The sequence below is a fragment of the Labrenzia sp. THAF191a genome, from assembly GCF_009363335.1.
Lineage (GTDB): Bacteria > Pseudomonadota > Alphaproteobacteria > Rhizobiales > Stappiaceae > Roseibium > Roseibium algicola.
Map to the genome: position 1 here is coordinate 1,949,636 of NZ_CP045333.1, position 20,215 is coordinate 1,969,850.

Below are 20,215 nucleotides of genomic sequence, written 5' to 3' on the forward strand. Positions count from 1 at the left end.
TCAGTTCTCCTCCCAGGGAGTGACTAGTGCGCCGGGGGTATCGGCAGTTCGGTCCGGAGCAAGATCCGGCATATGTTGTATGGGCAGCTCGCTGAACACCGTGATGGAGTTCCGGCTTCCGTCGGCAAGGAGCGCGCTTCGTCCGGTTGCCAGCACGCTCACCTTCAGGCCGCCGACGGAGAGGGTGTCGCCCTTGTCGATATTGCCTTCGTCGAGCGCAACCAGGATGGCCGTCAGGGGCTGCGTCAGCTGTATGTCGGGATGCTGGTCACGGAACGCTGCTTCGATATCCGGGCCGCATTCCACCATCGAGCGGACTTCACCCTTCATGAGGTTTCCTCCCGAGTGCTGCCAGAAGATGGGCATGGCTTGCCTCGTCGAAGGCAACCAGTGTGACGGTTTCGATTTCCGGCAGGTCCTCCAGAACTCGTTTGACAGTTTCCACCGCGATCGACGCAGCGCTGCCGGCCGGATAGCCGTAAATGCCGGTGGAAATGGCCGGGAAGGCTATGCTTCTGCAGCCGGTTTCTGCCGCAAGACGCAGGCTGGTTTCATAACAGGAGGCAAGAAGGTCCGCTTCGCCCGATGTGCCGCCTTTCCAGACGGGGCCGACCGTGTGGATGACGTGGCGGGCGGGCAGGCGGTAGCCACTGGTGATCTTTGCGTTGCCTGTTTCACAGCCGTTAAGCGTCCTGCATTCGGCCAGGAGCTCCGGACCTGCCGCACGGTGGATCGCCCCGTCGACACCACCGCCGCCGAGCAGCGACGAGTTGGCCGCGTTGACGATGGCATCCACGTCGAGCCGGGTGATGTCGCCGATGTGTGTCTCGATCCTGCTCACGGCTTGAGCTCCGGCTGCAGATCTTCGACAACCTTGAAGCGCTCGCAGACAAGGTCCATTTCCGGGTCAAATCCGCCGTTGCGTTCAAAGAAGACCTGATGGTCCCTGCGCCAGCCGGCGAGGTCATCATTCTCGCCTTCCGCCAGGGCGAAGTCTTCCCCGACATCGCAGAAGCGCACGACGGACACTTCCAGTGTTTCGATCACCAGCGCGGGGGTGTCGTCCCAGTTCAGTGCAATGTCCCGCCGTCCATGAACGGGCAGGACCTCACCGCCGTCCTCATAGCTCTGCAAGGCACCGCATGTGGCGGTTTTCCTGCCGGCGCGGACGAGGGCGATGAGCTGGGCACACAGGTCCGCATTGTCGCCGAATTTGAAGGTTTCGGCGCCGGGGTATCTTGCTTTCAGCTCGTCGATGGACATCGGATCACATCCTGAAGAGACCGAAGCGCGTGTCTTCGATCGGGGCGTTGAGGGCTGCCGACAGGGAAAGGCCCAGAATGTCCCGGGTCTTGCGCGGGTCGACAATGCCATCGTCCCAGAGCCGGGCAGTCGCGTAAAGCGGGTGGCCCTGCTGCTCGAACTGATCGATGATCGGCTGCTTGAAGGTTTTTTCCTCTTCCGCCGACCAGCTGCCACCCTTGCGCTCGATACCGTCGCGGCGGACGGTGGCAAGCACGCCGGCGGCCTGTTCGCCGCCCATGACCGAAATACGGGAATTGGGCCAGGTCCACAGGAAGCGCGGCGAATAGGCCCGGCCGCACATGCCGTAGTTGCCGGCACCGAAGGAGCCGCCCACCAGCATGGTGATCTTCGGAACGGACGTGGTGGCGACCGCCGTCACCAGCTTGGCGCCGTCCTTGGCAATGCCGCCGCTTTCATATTTGCGGCCGACCATGAAACCGGTGATGTTCTGCAGGAACACGAGCGGAACCTTGCGCTGGGAGCAGAGCTCGACGAAGTGGGCCCCTTTCACCGCGCTTTCGGAAAACAGAACACCGTTGTTGGCGATGATGCCGACCGGCATGCCATGGATATGGGCGAAGCCGCAGACCAGAGTGGTGCCGTAGCGGGCCTTGAATTCATCGAAGCGCGATCCGTCGACGGTGCGGGCGATCACTTCGCGGATGTCATAGGGCGTTTTCAGATCGGCCGGAACGACGCCGAGGATTTCGTCCGGATCGTAGAGCGGGTCTTCCGGGGTCTGCAGCGCGACGGATGGCGTCTTTGTGCGGTTGAGGCTGGCGATGGCGCGGCGGGCGAGGGCGAGTGCGTGGGCATCGTCGCGGGCAAGATGATCGGCAACACCGGACAGGCGCGTGTGGACATCGCCGCCGCCGAGATCTTCCGCAGATACTTCCTCGCCGGTGGCGGCCTTCACCAGAGGCGGACCGGCCAGGAAGATGGTACCCTGGTTCTTGACGATGATGGTTTCGTCCGACATGGCCGGCACATAAGCGCCGCCCGCTGTGCAGGAACCCATGACGACCGCGATCTGGGCGATGCCTTTTGCCGACATGTTGGCCTGGTTGAAGAAGATGCGGCCAAAGTGGTCGCGATCCGGGAAGACCTCGTCCTGATTGGGCAGGTTGGCGCCGCCGCTGTCGACCAGATAGATGCAGGGCAGATTGTTTTCCGAGGCAATTTCCTGGGCGCGCAGGTGTTTCTTGACCGACATCGGATAATAGGTGCCACCTTTGACGGTCGCGTCATTGGCAAGGATCATCACCTCGCGGCCTTCAACCCGGCCGATGCCCGCGATCATGCCGGCGGCGGGAGCTGCGCCCTCGTACATCTCGTGGGCGGCCAGCATGCCGACTTCCAGGAAGGGTGAACCGGGATCGAGCAGGCGGGAGACGCGTTCGCGCGGCAGGATCTTGCCGCGGGACACATGACGCTGTCGGGCGGTCTCGCCACCACCGTCCAGGGCTGTCTGGGCTGCTGCCTTGACGGTGTCCATGGCCGCTTCGTGGGCGGCGCGGTTTGCTGCAAACTGTTCGCTTCTTGGCGATAGGCTCGATTTCAGGATGCTCATGTCACCCGGTCTCCCTTGGATCAACCTTGTGGACGGTCGATTGAGTTCAGTTGCTTGCTCCCCACGCGTCCGGTTTCACGCCTGAGGGGCCGGAATGTCCCGGTTCTCCGGCGCAACGGCCTTGCGCGCCAGGTCCAGGTAAATCTCTTCGATATCCAGTTTCGACAGGCGGCCGCCTTCGCGGTACCAGCTCGGAATGCCAGTCAGCATGGCGATGATCGCGCGGGTGGCGACCCTCGGTTCGCGTACGCTGTAGCGGCCTGCCGCGGAGCCGGTTTCCAGAATACCCGTCAGGATGCCCTCGTAGCGGCGGCGCTCGGTTTCGACGATGTCGAAGTTGTCCGGTTCGAGATTGCGCAGTTCCATGTAGGAAATGAACACCTCGTCCGCCCGTTCCAGGTGATAGCGGATGTGAAAGCGGACAAAACGCTCCAGCGGGTCCATGTCAGCCGGAAAAGCCGCTTCGTCCCAGGCAGCAAGGAGTTCGCCCATGTGGGCGAGCATCAGATCCTTCAGGATGTCCTGCTTGGTCGGAAAATGATTGTAGAGCGCGCCTGGCTGAACGCCGACATCGGCGGCGATTTCGCGCATGGAGACAGCGGCATAACCGTTGGCGGCAAAGCGTTTCAGGGCTGCCTTGCGCACACGTGCGGCAGTCTCCTGGCCTTTCGCGCCCGTTCTGGATCGGCTTTGCGGTCTTGCGGCTGCACTTGCCATCTTGTTTCTCCCTGCTGCAAAAAATAAATGAACGTTCGTTCATTTGCAAGGGTAATTTGAGTGCGAAAGCGTTGCTGCTAGAAAGAATGACAGGGGAACAGGCGCGACTGTCAAAAAACCTTCATGGATAACCTGTTCACAGTCCTTGGGCATTCTGCGTCCGGTTGAATGCGCTGACGAACCTGGGCGTACCTCCGGGATGTATTTCAAAGGAACCGATTGATGACCGAAGAAAGTGCAAAAACCTGGGTTGAAGCGGAATGGACAGACAGCCTGGACGAAGAACTGGAAATGGAGATCGACGATTTTCTCGTCGCCAAGGATCTCGCCTTCATCTCCGCGAAGAAGCACAAGTCGACCATCGACCGGAACACCTATTTCCATGAGTTGCTGCGTCTGCAGGCCGAGCTGGTGAAGCTGCAGGACTGGGTGCAGCATACCGGCGAGAAGATCGTGATCATCTTCGAGGGGCGCGACGCTGCCGGCAAGGGCGGGGTCATCAAGCGCATCGCGCAAAGGCTCAATCCGCGTGTCGCCCGTGTCGTGGCGCTGCCGGCGCCAACCGACCGTGAAAAAACCCAGTGGTACTTCCAGCGCTACGTGCCGCATCTGCCGGCCGCCGGCGAAATGGTGCTGTTCGACCGCTCCTGGTACAACCGCTCCGGCGTCGAGCGCGTCATGGGCTTTGCCAGCGATAGCCAGGTGGAGGAGTTCTTCCACGATGTGCCGGAATTCGAACGCATGATCGTGCGCTCCGGTGTGCGGCTGATCAAATACTGGTTCTCCATCACGGATGAAGAGCAGCAGCTCCGCTTCCTGATGCGCATTCACGATCCGCTGAAGCAGTGGAAACTGTCGCCGATGGACCTGGAATCCCGCGTGCGCTGGGAGGATTACACCAAGGCCAAGGAAGAAACCTTCGAGCGGACCAATATTCCCGAAGCACCGTGGTTCATCGTGGAAGGCAACGACAAGAAGCAGGCGCGCCTCAACTGCATCAGTCACCTCCTGTCGATGATCCCTTACGAAGATATCCCGCACGACCCGATCAAGCTGCCGGAACGGGTCTACAATTCCGACTATGAGCGCAAGGTCCTGCCGGAACATCTCTACGTGCCGGAGAAATTCTGAGCCGCGACAGTGCTCCCTTCACGGGCGCGGCGCTGCTATGTGAAATCGCGGCGAAAGACCTTCGATGTCTCCCCGGATCACCGCTACGCTTGTCCGGGGGGGGGGGCGCGGTTGGTGTGAATGCTGCCCGCGTCCAGCCGATGAGGCCGGTTTCAATTCTGCATTTCACCAGCGAGCAGGCCTTTCTCCGGTCTTTCTGCCCTTGCGGAGTTAAATCGTTTTATGTCATCTGGCGTGCGTACCTCAAAATCATGGGAAGGATGCCGGCATGACGGAAAAGACTATCAGGTGGGGGATCGTTTCGACCGCGAAAATCGGTCTTGATAAGGTCATTCCGGGCATCCAGCGGTCGAAGACAGGCACCGCCTATGCGATTGCGTCGCGAGATCTCGACCGGGCAAAGGAAGCAGCGAGGGGTCTCGGTATCGAGAAAGCCTACGGATCATACGAGGAGCTGCTCGCAGATCCGGAGATCGATGCGATCTACAATCCGCTGCCCAACCACATGCATGTGCCCGTGACGATCCAGGCGGTGAACGCGGGCAAGCACGTGCTTTGCGAAAAGCCGGTGGCTCTCGATGCCGAAGAAGCAAAGCAGCTTCTGGATCTGCCGAAGGACAAGCTGGTTGCCGAAGGCTTCATGGTTCGGGCGCACCCGCAGTGGATCAAGGCGCGCGACATCGTGCGGTCCGGCGATCTGGGTGAGCTGAAAGCGATCCAGACCTTCTTCAGCTACTACAACGATGACCCGGGCAACATCCGCAACAAGGCGGATATCGGTGGGGGGGCCCTGCTCGACATTGGTTGCTACACGATGCTGGCCGGCCGGTATTTCTTCGATGCCGAGCCGCAGCGGGTCGTTTCGCTGATCGACCGGGATCCTGCCTTCGGCACCGACCGCATGACCAGTGCCCTGCTCGACTTCGGCAATAACCGGCATCTCAACTTCACCGTCTCGACCCAGCTGACGCCTTATCAGCGCATTCATCTGGTCGGTACGAAGAAGCGGCTGGAAATCGTCATCCCGTTCAACGCGCCGCAGGGTGAAGCTGTTCAGATCCGGCTTGACGACGGCTCGCTGCTCGGCGATGCGGCGATGCAGTCGGATATCATCGCGCCTTGCGATCAATATGCCGAACTGGCGGATGTGTTTGGCCGGGCGATCACCGGTGAAGCGCCACTGCCTTATGGTGCGGAAGACGCCGTCCAGAACATGAAGATCCTCGACGCCATCTTCGCGTCGGCCGAAAAGGATGGCTGGGTCAGCATCGGCTAAGCCGTTCGCACACCTTGCCTCCCGCAAAGCCAGGTCCCGGCCTCGAGCCGGGACCTGTTTTTTTGAGGAGACAGCGGGGCAAAGGCCTGCGCAGCCACGAAAGGACTTGGCGTGGTCGAAAAGTCGCCTTGTGTTCAAATCTCCACAAAAGCGAACCCGTTGTCGCGTGTTTCCAGACAACCGAACCTGTAGGTAGACAGGTGCGTCGCGGCGAAGGGGATCCTGTCTGCCGACAGCCTGTCGAAAAGAGTCTTTCTTGTTTTCACAGCCAGATCCGGGTCACTGTCGAGCGCATAACGGACTTCCGGATTGGCAAATTGCAGCACATCGGACACCACGACATCCGCGAGCAGAATGGCTTCCTTGTTGCCTGAAGAAAGGTGCAAGGCCTGATGGCCAGGGGTGTGGCCGGGTGCTGAAAGCAGGGTGATGCCATCACCGAGGTCGGCATCGCCGCGATGAAGCCGCAGCTGATTGCCGACCGGTTTCGCAAGCGCCTGAATGAGACCCACCAGCGGCCGTTTGTCTTCCGGTACGGAGGTCAGCAGGGCTTCGTCGGTCCAGAAGTCCCACTCGGCAGCCTGAACGTGGATCTCTGCATTCGGGAAGAGACTGCTGCCGTTCAGTGACAGTCCGCCGATATGGTCGGCATGCATGTGGGTAATGACGATATCGGTTACCGCTGCGCGCTCTTCGGCCTTTTCCGGAGCCTGCCAGGTCAGCGTGCCGCTGGCCGGAAATCGTTCCTTCAGATATTCGCCCGATCCGGCGTCGACCAGGATCTTGCGGGTGCCCGTTTCAATCAGCCAGGTATTGGCGCCAAAGCGTGTGCTCGGGCTGACGGCGTCCTGTTCGGTCTGTGTCACGTTGGAAAAATAGGCTGCGGGAATATCGAGATAGCCGTCCGACAGGGCCGTGACGGTCAGGTCGCCGAGTACAAGACGGGAAGCGGATTTTTCGAGAGTGCCGAGCATAGGGGTCTCCATGTGTTTGTGCTGGAGGGAAACCTAGCTTCGAGTGTGTTCTGGAACGATTGGCGTAAATGACAAAGAATGTGCTAAATCAGCCAAATGGACCAATCGCTGTCGATCGCAATTCTCGCTTATCCGGGATCCTTGAAATCCGCTGTCTACGGGCTCCAGGATATTCTGGGCCATGCGGCGCGGATCAGCGATACCGAGATGAAACTGGATTTGTTGGAGAATTTTTCTGCGGCAGTGGACCGATATGACGCGGTAGTCCTGCCGCCCTCGGCAGGAACGGTCCGTCTGGAAGAGGTTCCGGCTCTCCCTGCTTTTCTCCAGCATTTGCACGGTCGCGGTGCTGTTGTTTGTTCGGCTTGTACCGGGCTGACATTCGTTGCGGCGGCCGGTCTGGCGGAGGGGCGCAAGGTTACGACCCATTGGGGACTGGAACAGCGTTTGTCAGCAGCCTATCCGGACCTCAGGCTCGATACGGACAGGCTGCTGATCGAATATTCCGACCTGATCACGGCCGGTGGCCTCATGGCCTGGGTCGATCTTGCGCTGGCGCTCATCGAGCGGTTTCTGGGGTACCCGGTGGCCGTTGCCACGGCGCGGCATTTCATTGTCGACTTTCGCCGCCGCGACCAGCGCCGGTTCAGGCGCTTCCTGCCTGAACTTCGGCACGGCGATGCTTCCATCTTGAAAGTGCAGCATTTCCTGGAAACCCGGTCGGGTGACGACGTGAGCGTTGCCGATATGGTGCGCACCAGCGGGCTGCCGGCGCGGACCTTTCAAAGGCGGTTCAAGCTGGCAACGGGACTTGCCCCGAAACAGTATCTCCAGGAGCTTCGCATTGAACGTGCCAGGGATCTCCTGATCGAAACGGATCGAGCCGTCTCGGATATCTGCTTTGCCGTCGGCTACAACGACCCGCCATCCTTCGTTCGCCTGTTTTCACGCCTATCCGGCCTGACGCCGGGCGCGTTCCGCGAGCAGTATCGACGGCAGTCAGATATGGCAGGGTAACCGGCTTGATCGACCTTCTTGTTGGTGCGACCTTTCCCGCTGCCGGCGAATGCATACGAATATGAGAGAGGGACGCGCAATAGGTATCTTCGCAAGAACTTTGGGACTTCTGGCCGTTGTGGGCTCTTGCCTTGTCGCGGGAGGCGCCAATGCGGACACGTTGGGTTCCCCCATCACGGGTGCGGTCGAGTTCGGCGGTCTCCAGATGAAGCTGTCAGAGGGCGACGGTCAAAGACGTTTGATCTTGGCAAACGGCGAGACCTTGTCTTTTCCGAAAGGTGGCAACATCGTAGTGGCTGTCGATCGGGTCCTGGTCTTTGATGCAGAGGGAAACACCGCCGGGAGTTTTCTTCATGACGGTCGGATTTCTTCTGAATTGCTGCAGCGGATGGCCGTTCTGGAGAGCTTTTCCACAATAGGTGCAAACCTGACACGCGAAGATGCGGCACAGCATCTTGCTGCCTTTGGTCTGCCTCGGACGTCTGCAGAGCTGCTGGCGGCAATAAACCGGGATGTGCCGGAGTTTGCCCGCGCCAGCGGAGAAGAGTGTGGCGGCAATTGCGATTGGTCCGCGCTCAACGCCATCGAGCGCATTGCAGAGGACCTGGAACGCAAGGATGTCCGTATCTTCGAAAACGCCACTCGCTATCTTGTCGGCTTCGGGCCGCCGGACGTAGAGGCGAAGCCTGATTACATGATAGCGGCAAACCCCGCTGCGCCGCTTTACCTGTCTGCGGACAAGACGGCTGCGGCAACCGATGTACTCGGCCTGAAGTTCTTGCTGCTGAATGCGGACGAGCAAACGGACAGCCCCGGGCGCCGGGCCGTCTGCGTTCCGCTTTCTGGCTGTGGTTGGGCGGAAATCGATGTTCTGACAGAGGTTCGCCCGGAATGGCTCGAGTTTGAAAAATCGACCGGAAAATTGCTGCGCGTGATGTTTTGAGGTCGTTCAAAAGGTCCTGAATGAAAAGAAGGCGTACCTCTTCCGAGACACGCCTTTGGAGACGTTCGCAGGATTTCCCTGAAGCGTCAGCTTTTCAGGAAACGCTCGCACTCCGTTGCCAGATCCGACAGATCCTCAAACGTTCCCGGACCGGCCGCGAGAACCGGACCACCGTCCAGGATGGGATCCCCCGCCACCGGGAAGGGGCGGTAGCTGCCACCGGCTTCGGCGACCAGGCAATAGCCGGCAAGGCAATCCCAGGCATGCATGGACGGTTCGTAGAACCCGGCGAGCCTGCCTGCGGCCACGGAGGCCAGCATCTGCGCGCCCGAACCAGTGCGGATGTAGTTGCCGCCACGCGCCATCAGACCGGCGACAAGCGCGCCGATCATTTCCGATGGCACGGCGTGGTTGGCGCCGATCCCGGTCAGGCTGTTTTGCAGGGTCCTGGATGAATCAAGCCGGAGGGGTTCGCCGTTAAGCGTTGCGCCGCCGCCCTTGACGGCTGCGAAGCTCTCGTCGTCGCAAGGCACGCGGATAACACCCATGACCAGGTCCGTGCCGTTGAGAAGGGCGATGGAAACACACCAGCTCGGCAGACCGTGAACGAAGGCGGATGTACCGTCGATCGGATCAACCACCCAGGTGAACCCGCTGCTGCCCTGTTCGACGCCGTGTTCCTCACCCAGGATGCCGTCTTCGGGAAAGGAGGTGTGCAGCCTGTCGCGGATGAGGGTTTCAACGTTCTTGTCGGCGATCGAAACGACATCCTGCAGGCCGCCCTTGATCTCTATGGTGAGGTCCTTGCGCCGCCGAAAATAGTCCAGTGCTAGGGAACCGGCTTCTTCGGCGATTTCCCGAGCTGCGGCGAACCTTGCTGTCAATGCATCGGTCGATGGGGACATGTCTTCAGTAACCAGTGTCATCTCATGCCTCGATCAGGGCGAGACCGCGGTTGCGGAAGCCGAGGGAAACGGCTGTGTGGGGGGCAAACGACCTTTCGACCGAATGATCGATGACGAAGAAGTTTCCGACCTGGGTCTCGATCTCGTATTCGACATGATCGCCGAGATAGGCCGCGGTCAGGATCTCTCCGCCAAGTCCGGAAGCACCTTCCGGGTTCAGCACGACCGAGCCGGGCCGCACGGCCAGCTTGGCCTTGCCGTTGGCGGTCTGGCGGGCGCGCAGCCGGTGCTGCAGGCCGCCGACATCGATCAGGGCTTCGTCGCCTTCACGCCCGACGACTTCGCAGGTGACGACATTCGCCTCGCCCATGAAGTCTGCGATGAACTCCGAAACAGGTTCTTCATAGAGTTCGCGCGGAGCGCCCTCCTGGGCGATCTTGCCGTCTTTCATGACGACGATCCGGTCGGACACCGCAAGTGCTTCGTCCTGGTCGTGGGTGACGTAGACGGCGGTGAAACCGAGCCGCTGCTGCAGCTCGCGGATTTCCGTCCTGACGCGCCGGCGCAGCCGGGCATCAAGGTTGGACAGGGGTTCGTCCAGCAGAAGCACCTGTGGGTTCAGCACCAGAGCACGAGCGACCGCGACGCGCTGCTGCTGACCGCCGGAAAGCTCTGCCGGCAGGCGGTGACCCATGCCGGCAAGACCGACCTGGGCAAGGCCTTCTTCCGCCCGCTCCCGTGCCTCGCGCTTGTTGTATCCGGAGGATTCCAGGCCGTAGGCCACATTGTCGAGCGCGTTCATGTGCGGGAAGAGTGCATAGGACTGGAACACCATGGAGACGTCGCGCTCATGCGCCGGAACCATGGTGACGTCCCGTCCGCCGATCAGGATCCTGCCCGCGCTCGGGTGTTCGAGACCTGCCAGCATGCGCAAGGTGGTCGTCTTGCCGCAGCCGGAAGGGCCGAGCAGGGTCACCAGAGTGCCGGGTTCGATGGTGATCGACAGGTCTGGAATGGCGGTGAAGGTGCCGAAGTCCTTGCGGACGTTTTCAAAAACGACGGAGCCGGGTTTGAGGTCAGTCATGCAGTTTTCTCCTGCGCGATACGGATTTTATTGGATTTGGCCATGCCGGAGACGCGGTTTTCCCGGCGCAGGCGGCGTTCGCCGACCAGCAGCTGGAAGCCCGCAATGACCGTGATCATCACGAAGATCAGCATGGAGGAATAGGCGATGGCGATGCCGTATTCGCCGTTTTCGACGAGGCCGACGATGTAGGAGGTCGCCATGTTGTATTCCGCGCTGACCAGGAAGATGACCGCACTGATGGACGTGATTGCCCGAACGAAGGAATAGACCAGCGCGGCGGTGATGGCCGGCCGCAACAGCGGCAGGATCACCTTGCGCAGGGTCCGGGCGCTGTTGGCCCGAAGCGTCAGCGAAGCTTCGTCCAGGCTCTTGTCGAGCTGGCTCATGGCGGCAATGCCGCCGCGCACGCCAACGGGCATGTTCCGGAAGACAAAGCAGGCAACCAGGATCAGGGCCGAACCGGTCATCTCGATGGGCGGCAGGTTGAAGGCCATGATGTAGCTGATGCCGATGACGGTGCCGGGAATGGCGAAGCTCATCATGAGGGCAAATTCGAAGGCGTTCTTGCCGGCGAATTTCTGCCGCACGATGATATAGGCCGTCAGCAGGCCGACTGCCGCCGTCAGGGGGGCGGAGATCAGGGCGATTTCCATGGTCGTCCAGAAGGAGTTCCAGGCAACGCCGGTCCACACGAGAGCACCATCCTGGAAGGTGACCGAGAACGCCCTGGCGTAGTGTTCCAGCGTAAGGGAATTGTCGAGACCCCAGGTCTTCACGAAGCCGCCGAACAGGATCATGCCGTAGACGACGATGGTGAAGCCCATCCAGGGAAGAACGATGCCATAGACGGTGACGGAGAGGCTCTTCGGCAGGCCCGCGTGGGCACCGCTGTCGCCCTTGCCGGTGACGGTTGCGAAGTTCTTGCCCGAAAGCCACAGACGCTGCGCAAGGAAGGCGGTCAGTGTGAAGCTGAGCAGGATGATCGCGAGAACGGCGGCACGGGACGGGTCGACCTGCGAGCCGACGACGGCAAAGAAGATTTCGGTCGAGAGCACGCCATGGCTGCCGCCAAGCACCAGCGGATTGCCGAAATCTGCCATGCTTTCGATGAAGCCGATCAGGAAAGCGTTGGCAAGGCCGGGTTTCATCAACGGCAGAGAGACGCGCCAGAACGTGCGCCAGCGGTCGGCCCGCAGCGTTTGCGAGGCTTCTTCCATCGATGGGCTGACACCTTCGACAACACCGATCAGGACGAGGAAGGAGATTGGCGTGAAGGACAGGACCTGCGCAATCCAGATGCCTGTCAGCCCGTAGAGCCAACGGCTTGGTTCGATGCCGAACAGCGTGTCGAGCGCTTCGGTCACGACGCCGGAGCGGCCGAACAACAAGGTGAGTGCCAGGCCGATCACGAAGGGCGGGGTGATGATCGGCAGGACGGTCAGAAGCCGCAGGCCTTTCTTGAAGGGAAAGCGCGTGCGTGTGGCGACCAGTGCGAAGGCGAGGCCGAGAATGGTCGAGCCGAGGCCGGTCATCACCGCAAGGAATAGTGTGCGCCATGCGACGCCGCAGCGATTGCCGCCGATGACACAATCAAGGCTCCAGATCGCGGGATCCTGCATGTTGCGGATGAAGCCGTCCGGCTTGAAGGAACCGTCGAAATCCTGCACCGAGCCGGCGAACATCGAGCCAATGGGATAGAAGATGAACACCGTCACCAGGAAGATCAGGATGGAGATCGATCCGACGACAAAGGCATCGCCCTTCATGAATCCCCGCTCTGCAAGGCCGAAGGCTATGAAGAGAACGAAGATCAGCGAGGTGAGGATGGCACCTGCCCCCATGGCGGGCTGGCCAAGCGGCAGGGCTCCGAAGGTGGTTTCGGGAAAGGTCCAGGCCCAGCCGGTGAAGCTGATCGCAAGCCCCTGAAGCGCCATGTACAGAATGCCGATTGTGCCGGTGACGACGAGCAATCGGCCGCGCTTGTTGGCGTCCGCCATGAAGCGCGCGCTGCCGCCGATCAGGAAGAGGGCCAGTGCCAGCACAAGCCACACGCGACCTTCCGCGAAGATCTGCAGAAGACCGGGCGCGAGATCGGATGAGAACGGAAAGTCCGATGGCCACTCAAAGGAAAAGAAGCCGCGTTCGACCCTGTACCAGGGTACGATCAGAAAGGCGCCGATCCCCAGCCCGAGTAGAGCGTTCAGCCGTTTGTTGCCACTCAGCATGGCCACCCCTGTATTTATAGTTTTTCAATAACGGTCGTGCCCCGCCGCATGCCTGTTGCGATGCGCTGGCGAAGCCGGCCGGAAGTGCGGACGTGCCGCGGCACTGCCATCGACGTGTCAGATGCTTGTGGCGGCAGCTTTCAGCGAACGTACGTCCGCGTTGCTGCGCAGTCTGTCCGGGCGAAGCCCGCACCCGGCTATTAGGCAGCCGTGTGCGGACTTCTTCGGGTGTTGGGGTCAGTTGGCGATAGCGCCAATCTCACGGTCCCAACGCTCCAGGAGGCTCTTGCGGGTATCCGGGTTGCCGTAGGTGGTGAAGTCGTAGTCGATCAGCTTGATATCTTCGAACTTCGGTGCTTCCGGCGGAACTTCGGCAGCCTTGTTGGACGGCAGCTGGAAGGACTTTGCCTCTTTCATGCGGGACTGAACTTCCGGGGACAGGGCCCAGTCGTACCAGACCTTCGCATTGTCGAGGTTGCGGGCACCCTTGACGATGGACATGGAGCCGATTTCATAACCGGTACCTTCGCACGGTGCGATTGCCTTGACCGGGAAGCCGGAAGCAGCCTGTGCAATGGCGTCATGCATGAAGACGATGCCGAGGCCGGTTTCACCGCGTGCAGCGGCCTTCACCGGTGCAGAACCCGACTTGGTGTACTGGGACACGTTGTTGTTGAGTTCCTTCAGATAGTCGAAGGCCTCGTCTTCGCCCATGATCTGAACCAGGGAAGCAAGCGCTGTATAGGCGGTGCCGGAAGAATTCGGGTTGGCGACCTGGATTTCAGCTTTCAGCTCAGGTTTCAGGAGGTCTGCCCAGCAGGCGGGTTCGGCAAGACCCTTGTCCTTGAAGATTTCGGTGTTGTAACCCCAGCCGAGGGCGCCGGCATAAACGCCAACGGTCTTGAAGCCGGAGCTTTCCGCCTGCTTCTGAGCCCATTCATGAAGGTCTGCGAGCTTTTCCGACTTGTATTCCTGGGTCAGGTTTTCAGAAGCTGCCTGAAGATGCGGGTCGCCGGTGCCGCCCCACCAGATATCGGTCTTCGGATTGCGGGATTCGGCGCGGATCTTTGCGTAGCTTTCGCCTGACGACAGGCGCACCATGTTGACCTTGATGTCATGCTTGGCCTCGAAGTCGCCCTGCAGCTGTTCGCAGATCACGACATCCGCCGAACAGATGACATTGAGGTCGCCTGCTGCCATGGCCGGTGCAACCGAGAAGGTTGCTGCCGTTGCAAGCAGTGCGACGGAAAGTGATTTCAAAGACATGGTTTCCTCCACTTTTGGCTTTCAGCCTGTTACCTGCCCGGACGGGCAGGCGTTTGTTTCAGCCCGGGGGCTGATGTGTTGACCGGCATGAGGCAAAGCTTGCCCGTTCGGATCCGCCTCCACGGGTCCGTTGCCGGTCGAATTTCAAATGACGAACTCCGGATTTTTCCTTCGCTGGCGAAGGGTCAATCTCGTCCTTTACTGGGTGGCTACAGGGGTTGCCGTCTGCAGCACCTCCTTGTCGAAACGGTCGAGCAGTCTTCGCCTCTGGTCAGGTGAACCGAAGGTGGCGAAGTCGTAGTCGACCATGCGAATGAGTGAAATATCGGGGGCTGCCGGTGGCAGCGACGCTTTCGCGTTTGCGGGTATCTGGTTCTGTCCTGAGGCCGCGCAGGTTTCCTGTCCTTCCGGGCTCAGCGCAAAATCGACGAACAGGCGGGCAGCCTCGGGGTTCCTGGCGCCCTTGACGATGCTGACGGCGCCGATCTCGTAGCCGGTGCCTTCGCAAGGAGCGACGATGACCATGGGCGCACCGGCGAGTTTCTGCGTCACCGCGTCGTGGATGAAGGAGATGCCGATGCCTGTCTCACCACGGGCGGCTGCCTGAACCGGTGCTGCGCCCGAAGTGGTGAACCGGTCGATGTTTTTCGCAAGCGCCGCCAGATATTCGAAAGCCTCGTCTTCCCCCAGCAGCTGGACGAGGGTTGCCAGCATCGTATAGGCGGTTCCCGAGGAATTCGGATTGGGCATCTGAACAAGGCCCTTGTACCGCGGAGCGGTCAGGTCTTTCCAGCAGGACGGAGCGGCAACGCCATGCTCAGCCAGAAATTCGGAATTGTAGCCAAACCCGAGTGCGCCCGCATAAATGCCTGCCGCCTTGCCGCCTGACATCAGAAAGAAATTCTGCGCCCAGGGCAGCGTGTCCTCGAAGTTTTTCGGCTGGTAGGGTTCAAGCAGGTCTTCGCCTGCAGCCTGCAGGTGGGTGTCACCGGTGCCGCCCCACCAAACGTCGATCTTTGGTGCGTCGCGCTCGGCCCGGACCCTGTCGAGGATCTCGCCGGTGCTTCTGCGTTCCATGGAAACATCAAGGCCGGTCTTTTCCTCGAAGACAGCCTTCATCATCTGGCACCACTCGACCTGCACGGCACACAGGACATTCAGGTCCTGAGCCGAAGCAGCGTTGAGCGACAGCGACAGCCATACGGCCGCACCCGCTCCGAGTGACGCGATGAATTTCATGTTTCCTCCCAGTCCGGAACCAGGCCCCGGACAGCTATTACCATGGCAGAAGAGGCAGTGTTCGCAACAGGAGATTGGTTACTGTTGTTTCGCTGGCAAAAGAAAAGAGTTACAAATATTACAAGCCTTACAAATGTGACAAGCAATTGAAAAACCAAGGCTTTGCATAATACGGCTCTATGCATATGATGTCACTCGGGAGGACATAGGTTTGCTGAACGAAGGCATCAAGATCCTGATCGTGGAGGACGATCAGGATATGGCGGAACTGATATCGGATCTTCTGGAAGCCGAAGGCTGGTCGCCGGTTGCCGCGCGCTCGGCGGAAGAGGCTGCGCGGATCCTGCCGGAGCATGCCTTTCATCTGGTTCTGGTCGATCATAACCTGCCGGGCATGTCCGGCAGGGTGTTTGCGCAGAAGCTGCGGTCGCAGACCGATATCGGCATTGTCATGGTGACGGCCGCCGGTAGCGCCGCAGAGCGGGTGCTTGGCCTTGAAACCGCCGCCGACGATTATGTGGTCAAGCCGTTCGAGCCGATTGAACTCACTGCGCGGATCAAGGCGGTGCTCCGGCGGATGCATCCGTCCCTGCGCGGCAGCGACAAGGACACCATCAGCGTTCAGCACGAACCAACCGCGCTGCTTCTGGGCGACTGGGTGATCGATCTCGTCAATCGCAAGGCCGTCTGCACGTCTCACCCGACCCGGACGCTGACATCGTCGGAATTTTCCTTGCTGGAGATCCTGGCATCGACGCCGAACGAACCGGTGAGCCGGACCAAGATCCTGGAACAGCTGGGCGCGGAAACGGACAGGCTGATCGATCGCAACGTCGATGTACTGGTCCTGCGGCTGCGCCGGAAGATCGAACGGAACCCGGACCTGCCGCAACATATCAAGACCCGCCGGGGGAAGGGCTACATCCTGCATCAGGATCCCGCCCATGCACCTTAAATGATCAGCCGGCCGGTTCTTTCATCCATTGCCTTCAGGCTGCCTGCCGCCATCGCGCTGATCTGTGCCGTCGCCTTCACGCTGTCGGCCATCGCGATCTACGGGCTTTTGAAAGCGCGCGAGGAAACCGCCGCTTACGGGCTGCAGGCCTTCACCAGCCTGGCTGATGCCGCGCTGGTCTCCAGGCAGGTGTCTGACCTCGTCTCCAGTGCGCCTTTCCTGATGAATGCGACCTCGCCCTACACCGTCTCTGGCAAGAGCCGGCTGCTGGTGGAGCAGGTCGACCAGTTGTTGAGTTCGCTTCCTGACTATCCGCCGGGCAAGGAGACCTACCGGGCCGCCAACACGCGCATCTTCGAACTGCTCGGGCAGATCCGTGCGCAGACGCTCGCGCTGTCTGCAAAGGCCGAAACCGCCCAGCACTACAAGGAAGAGGTCTCCTCCGCGCTCGGCATGATCGCCGTTGCCGACACGGCCAGCCAGAAGGAACCTCGCCAGCGTCTCAATGCCATCGTGCATTCCGTGTCGAGTGCGGGCAGCCTGTTTCAGCTGGGCGAGTTGAAGCGGCGCTACGTGGCGGAGCCTGCCGCGGCCTCATTGCCGCCGTCGGACCTCAGGCCCTATGAGCGGGTTTTCGAGGCGCAGACCAGCTATCTGTTGGAAATGTTCGCCGTGCGCAGCGCAATTGCCAGACTGCACACGGTGGCGCGGGAGCTGTCCCTTGCCACGGAAACCCAGTCGGGCATCGTGACGGAAACCCTCAACCGGGATTTCCAGTCGACCTCGGCCACCCTGCAGCAGCTTCTGGTGATCGTTGCCGTGGCTTCACTGCTGGTGTTGACCATGGCAGTGATGTCGATCCGTTCGGTCATTCGGGTATCGAAAGGCATCGTTTCGCTGTCCAGCGGCATGAACGCCCTTGCCAAGGGGCAGAAGGATGTCGGCCCGCCCGTCTATCAGGGGGATGAAACCGAGCTTCTGAACCTGCAGCAGGCCTTTCTCGCCTTCAAGGAAAGCGTTGACCGGGTCACACGTCTGCGGCGCACGGCGGAGGCCGCTGCCAGGACGATCCGTTCCACCTTCCGCAGCATGAATGAGGGCATTGCCATCTTCGATGCTGCCGGCAAACCGGTCACCATGAACCGGCGGGTCATCGAATTGCTGGGTCACAAGGGGGCTGCCCGCAAGCTGCCTCTTGTCCAGTTTCTGGAGCCGGTCCCGGAAATCCGGACCGAACTGCTTCCGGGTGCGCCCGACGGCAGGCCCCTGAGCGCACCCTTTTCCGTGCGTCATCGTTCCGAGAACGGGTCGGTGACGGAAATCTCGCTGTCGCGGCAAAGCGATGATGGTGTCGTGTTGCTTGCCCGGGATGTGACCTTGCTGGACCGGCAGGAGGCGGAGGCAGCCAAGGCTCAAAGGCTTGATGGCATCATGCGCCTGACGCATCAGCTCAGCCATGAGGTGGGCAACACCATCGGTATCATTACCGGAAGCCTCGGACTGCTGGAGCGGGACGGCGGCTTCAGCGATCGCCAGGCCCGCAACATTGCCCGTATTCGCAAGGCGGCGGATCGGGGTCGGTCGCTTGCCAGCAGCATGTTGACCATCGGCCGTCAGCAGCCTGCCAACCTCAGCCGCATCGGTATGTCCTCGTTGCTGCGCGGCATGGCGGACATTCTGGAAATTGCCATTGGCGAGAAATGCAGTCTGAAACTGGATCTGGACGACAGCTTGCCACCGCTGGTGCTGGATCCGGAACTCTTCGAGCAATCGGTACTCAATCTCTGCCTGAATTCGGCAGCGGCGATGCCCGACGGCGGCGAAGTGCAGGTTGCCACATTTTCAAACGGGGACGCGGTCGTGGTTGCCGTCCGGGACACGGGCATCGGCATGAGCCGGGAAGAGGTCGACAAGGCGTTCGAGCCCTATTTCACCACCAAGACCAGCGAGGGCGGCGCGGGGCTGGGCCTCGCTGTCGTCTATGGCTTCGTTCGCCAAAGCGGCGGCACGGCAAATATCTTCTCCGAGCCGGGCAAGGGCACGACCGTCGAGCTTCGGTTTCCACAGGACGTGGAAAATGCCGGGGAAGCTACCCCGCGCATCCAGGCGGTTTCCTGAGGCGCTGACTATCCACCTGCGGAACGTTTCCAAGTTCATCGTATTCGGAACCACCTCACCACCTGAGTCACCCCGGACAAGCGAAGCGCAGATCCGGGGCCTACTCGCGAAGCCGCTTGCTGAAGTCGATGTCATCGTCTTGATGGTTGCTGCACCTTGCGAACGCTCTGGAAATGAGTGGGCTCCGGGTCTCGCGATGCTCGCCCGGGGTGACGCAGGGGGGGTGAAGTGGGGGGCAATTTCTGATGCAGTGCTGAGCCGGCGAGAACTAGCTGCCTTAAGCCGTTGATAAGGCGGAGATGTCTGGAGACTTTGAGCAATGCGAACGTGTTGCTGATTGTTGTCTAACCCGATCATCGATCTCGTCTGTCTCTCCAATTTCACCTCCTTGCAAAATTCCACTCTTGACTCATTTGGAACGTTCCAGTAATTGTTCCGATCAAGAAATTGGAACGTTCCAAAATTAAGAGTTATTCGGGAGGAATGGATGCGTTGGGCCCTTATCGGTGCAAGCCGAATTGCGTCGAGTTACATGATCGATGCCATCCGCTCGCAGAATGCCGACATCCAGTCCGTCCTGAGTTCGGATGCGGCCCGCGGTGAGGCGTATGCCCGTGAGCATGGTATTGCCGACAGCTTCACGGATCTGGATGCGCTCCTTGCGGATGACAGTGTCGACGCGGTCTATATTTCCACCACCAACGAAAAGCATCATGCGCAGGCACTGGCCGCGATCGCTGCCGGAAAGCACGTTCTGTGCGAAAAACCGCTGGCCATGACCCTGGATGAGGCCGGTGAAATGGTTCGCACTGCCGCCGGCAAGGGTGTGGTCTTCGCGACCAACCATCATCTGCGCAATGCCGGGTCCCATCTGGCCATCCGCGAGCTGATCGCTTCCGGCCGCATCGGCAAGGTGTTGAGTGCGCGCGTCTTCCACGCGGTCAACCTGCCGGACGCGTTGCGCGGCTGGCGCATCAACGATGCGGCTGCCGGTGGCGGCGTCATTCCCGATATCACCGTGCATGACGCGGACACCATCCGCTTCCACCTGGGTGAAGATCCGCAGGAAGTCGTTGCCAAGGCCGCAGCCTCAGGCCTCGGAGAAAGGGTCGAGGACAGCGTGATGTCCGTCTGGTCGATGCCGTCGGGTGCCATGGTGCAGTCGCATGAAAGCTTCACGCATAAATTTGCGGGAACCGGCATCGAGTTTCACGGCACGGATGGATCGATCTTCGCCCGCAACGTCATGACCCAGGAACCTGTCGGAGCGGTTCGTCTGGTCGATGCGGATGGCGAACACGAGATCTCCTACGACAAGCATAACCTCTACCACCGCGCGCTCGGCCTCTTTGCCGATGCGGTCAACGGCAAGGGGCGCCCTTCTGCCGATGGTGTCGATGGGGTCAAGTCGCTGGCGGTCGCCCTTGCCGTGCGCGAGGCCGCGCAGTCCGGCAAAGCTGTTGCCGTCAACTATGGAGGCTTCTGAA

The 20,215-nt window shown here is 60.7% G+C and carries 18 protein-coding genes; 7 read left to right on the top strand and 11 right to left on the bottom strand.

Annotated features, from left to right (window positions below):
- From FIV05_RS09100 to FIV05_RS09120, 5 genes are all read right to left on the bottom strand, one after another.
- Positions 1 to 330 (bottom strand): hypothetical protein, encoded by a 330-nt coding sequence (locus tag FIV05_RS09100; RefSeq protein WP_023002913.1) that lies wholly within the window; start codon positions 328 to 330, stop codon positions 1 to 3.
- Positions 320 to 841 (bottom strand): O-acetyl-ADP-ribose deacetylase, encoded by a 522-nt coding sequence (locus FIV05_RS09105; protein ID WP_023002914.1) that lies wholly within the window; start codon positions 839 to 841, stop codon positions 320 to 322. The genes FIV05_RS09100 and FIV05_RS09105 overlap by 11 nt, the downstream gene beginning before the upstream one ends.
- Positions 838 to 1,263, bottom strand: a complete 426-nt coding sequence (locus FIV05_RS09110; RefSeq protein WP_023002915.1) for an ASCH domain-containing protein — start codon at positions 1,261 to 1,263, stop codon at positions 838 to 840. The genes FIV05_RS09105 and FIV05_RS09110 overlap by 4 nt, the downstream gene beginning before the upstream one ends.
- Positions 1,264 to 1,267: 4 nt before the next feature.
- Complete coding sequence (locus FIV05_RS09115; protein WP_152509338.1) at positions 1,268 to 2,875, bottom strand: carboxyl transferase domain-containing protein; 1,608 nt, start codon at positions 2,873 to 2,875, stop codon at positions 1,268 to 1,270.
- 75 nt (positions 2,876 to 2,950) lie between these two features.
- Entirely contained in the window at positions 2,951 to 3,592 is a 642-nt protein-coding gene (locus FIV05_RS09120) for a TetR/AcrR family transcriptional regulator (RefSeq protein ID WP_152509339.1), read from the bottom strand.
- 222 nt (positions 3,593 to 3,814) lie between these two features.
- On the opposite strand from FIV05_RS09120, the gene ppk2 reads away from it, so the two are divergent.
- Positions 3,815 to 4,723 (top strand): polyphosphate kinase 2, encoded by a 909-nt coding sequence (gene ppk2 / locus FIV05_RS09125; RefSeq protein WP_152509340.1) that lies wholly within the window; start codon positions 3,815 to 3,817, stop codon positions 4,721 to 4,723.
- Positions 4,724 to 4,991: 268 nt separating this feature from the next.
- On the top strand, positions 4,992 to 5,999 hold the full coding sequence (locus tag FIV05_RS09130; protein WP_152509341.1) for a Gfo/Idh/MocA family oxidoreductase: 1,008 nt from the start codon (positions 4,992 to 4,994) through the stop codon (positions 5,997 to 5,999).
- A gap of 134 nt (positions 6,000 to 6,133) precedes the next feature.
- On the opposite strand, the gene FIV05_RS09135 is transcribed toward FIV05_RS09130, so the two are convergent.
- On the bottom strand, positions 6,134 to 6,973 hold the full coding sequence (locus FIV05_RS09135; protein ID WP_209009915.1) for an MBL fold metallo-hydrolase: 840 nt from the start codon (positions 6,971 to 6,973) through the stop codon (positions 6,134 to 6,136).
- Between the two features lie 96 nt (positions 6,974 to 7,069).
- On the opposite strand from FIV05_RS09135, the gene FIV05_RS09140 reads away from it, so the two are divergent.
- On the top strand, positions 7,070 to 7,990 hold the full coding sequence (locus FIV05_RS09140) for a helix-turn-helix domain-containing protein (protein ID WP_152509343.1): 921 nt from the start codon (positions 7,070 to 7,072) through the stop codon (positions 7,988 to 7,990).
- Positions 7,991 to 8,051: 61 nt separating this feature from the next.
- Positions 8,052 to 8,933 carry a hypothetical protein gene (locus tag FIV05_RS09145; RefSeq protein ID WP_152509344.1) on the top strand — a complete coding sequence of 294 codons (882 nt, stop codon included), beginning with the start codon at positions 8,052 to 8,054 and terminating at the stop codon, positions 8,931 to 8,933.
- 86 nt (positions 8,934 to 9,019) lie between these two features.
- Here the strand turns inward: FIV05_RS09145 and FIV05_RS09150 are convergent, their stop codons facing one another.
- The 5 genes from FIV05_RS09150 to FIV05_RS09170 form a co-directional block, all read right to left on the bottom strand.
- Entirely contained in the window at positions 9,020 to 9,859 is an 840-nt protein-coding gene (locus FIV05_RS09150; RefSeq protein WP_152509345.1) for an inositol monophosphatase family protein, read from the bottom strand.
- Position 9,860: 1 nt separating this feature from the next.
- Positions 9,861 to 10,922: an ABC transporter ATP-binding protein gene (locus FIV05_RS09155; protein ID WP_152509346.1), complete on the bottom strand. Its 1,062-nt coding sequence runs from the start codon at positions 10,920 to 10,922 to the stop codon at positions 9,861 to 9,863.
- Complete coding sequence (locus FIV05_RS09160; protein WP_023002925.1) at positions 10,919 to 13,150, bottom strand: iron ABC transporter permease; 2,232 nt, start codon at positions 13,148 to 13,150, stop codon at positions 10,919 to 10,921. Before FIV05_RS09160 ends, FIV05_RS09155 begins: the two co-directional genes overlap by 4 nt.
- A gap of 237 nt (positions 13,151 to 13,387) precedes the next feature.
- Positions 13,388 to 14,416 (bottom strand): ABC transporter substrate-binding protein, encoded by a 1,029-nt coding sequence (locus FIV05_RS09165; protein ID WP_152509347.1) that lies wholly within the window; start codon positions 14,414 to 14,416, stop codon positions 13,388 to 13,390.
- A gap of 198 nt (positions 14,417 to 14,614) precedes the next feature.
- Positions 14,615 to 15,655: an ABC transporter substrate-binding protein gene (locus FIV05_RS09170; RefSeq protein WP_152509348.1), complete on the bottom strand. Its 1,041-nt coding sequence runs from the start codon at positions 15,653 to 15,655 to the stop codon at positions 14,615 to 14,617.
- A gap of 211 nt (positions 15,656 to 15,866) precedes the next feature.
- Here FIV05_RS09170 and FIV05_RS09175 point away from each other — a divergent pair, with 211 nt between their 5' ends.
- From FIV05_RS09175 to FIV05_RS09185, 3 genes are all read left to right on the top strand, one after another.
- Positions 15,867 to 16,610 (top strand): response regulator transcription factor, encoded by a 744-nt coding sequence (locus FIV05_RS09175; RefSeq protein ID WP_023002928.1) that lies wholly within the window; start codon positions 15,867 to 15,869, stop codon positions 16,608 to 16,610.
- Positions 16,611 to 18,728 (top strand): ATP-binding protein, encoded by a 2,118-nt coding sequence (locus tag FIV05_RS09180; RefSeq protein ID WP_152509349.1) that lies wholly within the window; start codon positions 16,611 to 16,613, stop codon positions 18,726 to 18,728.
- A gap of 487 nt (positions 18,729 to 19,215) precedes the next feature.
- Positions 19,216 to 20,214 carry a Gfo/Idh/MocA family oxidoreductase gene (locus FIV05_RS09185; protein ID WP_152509350.1) on the top strand — a complete coding sequence of 333 codons (999 nt, stop codon included), beginning with the start codon at positions 19,216 to 19,218 and terminating at the stop codon, positions 20,212 to 20,214.
- The last annotated feature ends 1 nt before the right edge of the window (position 20,215 follow it).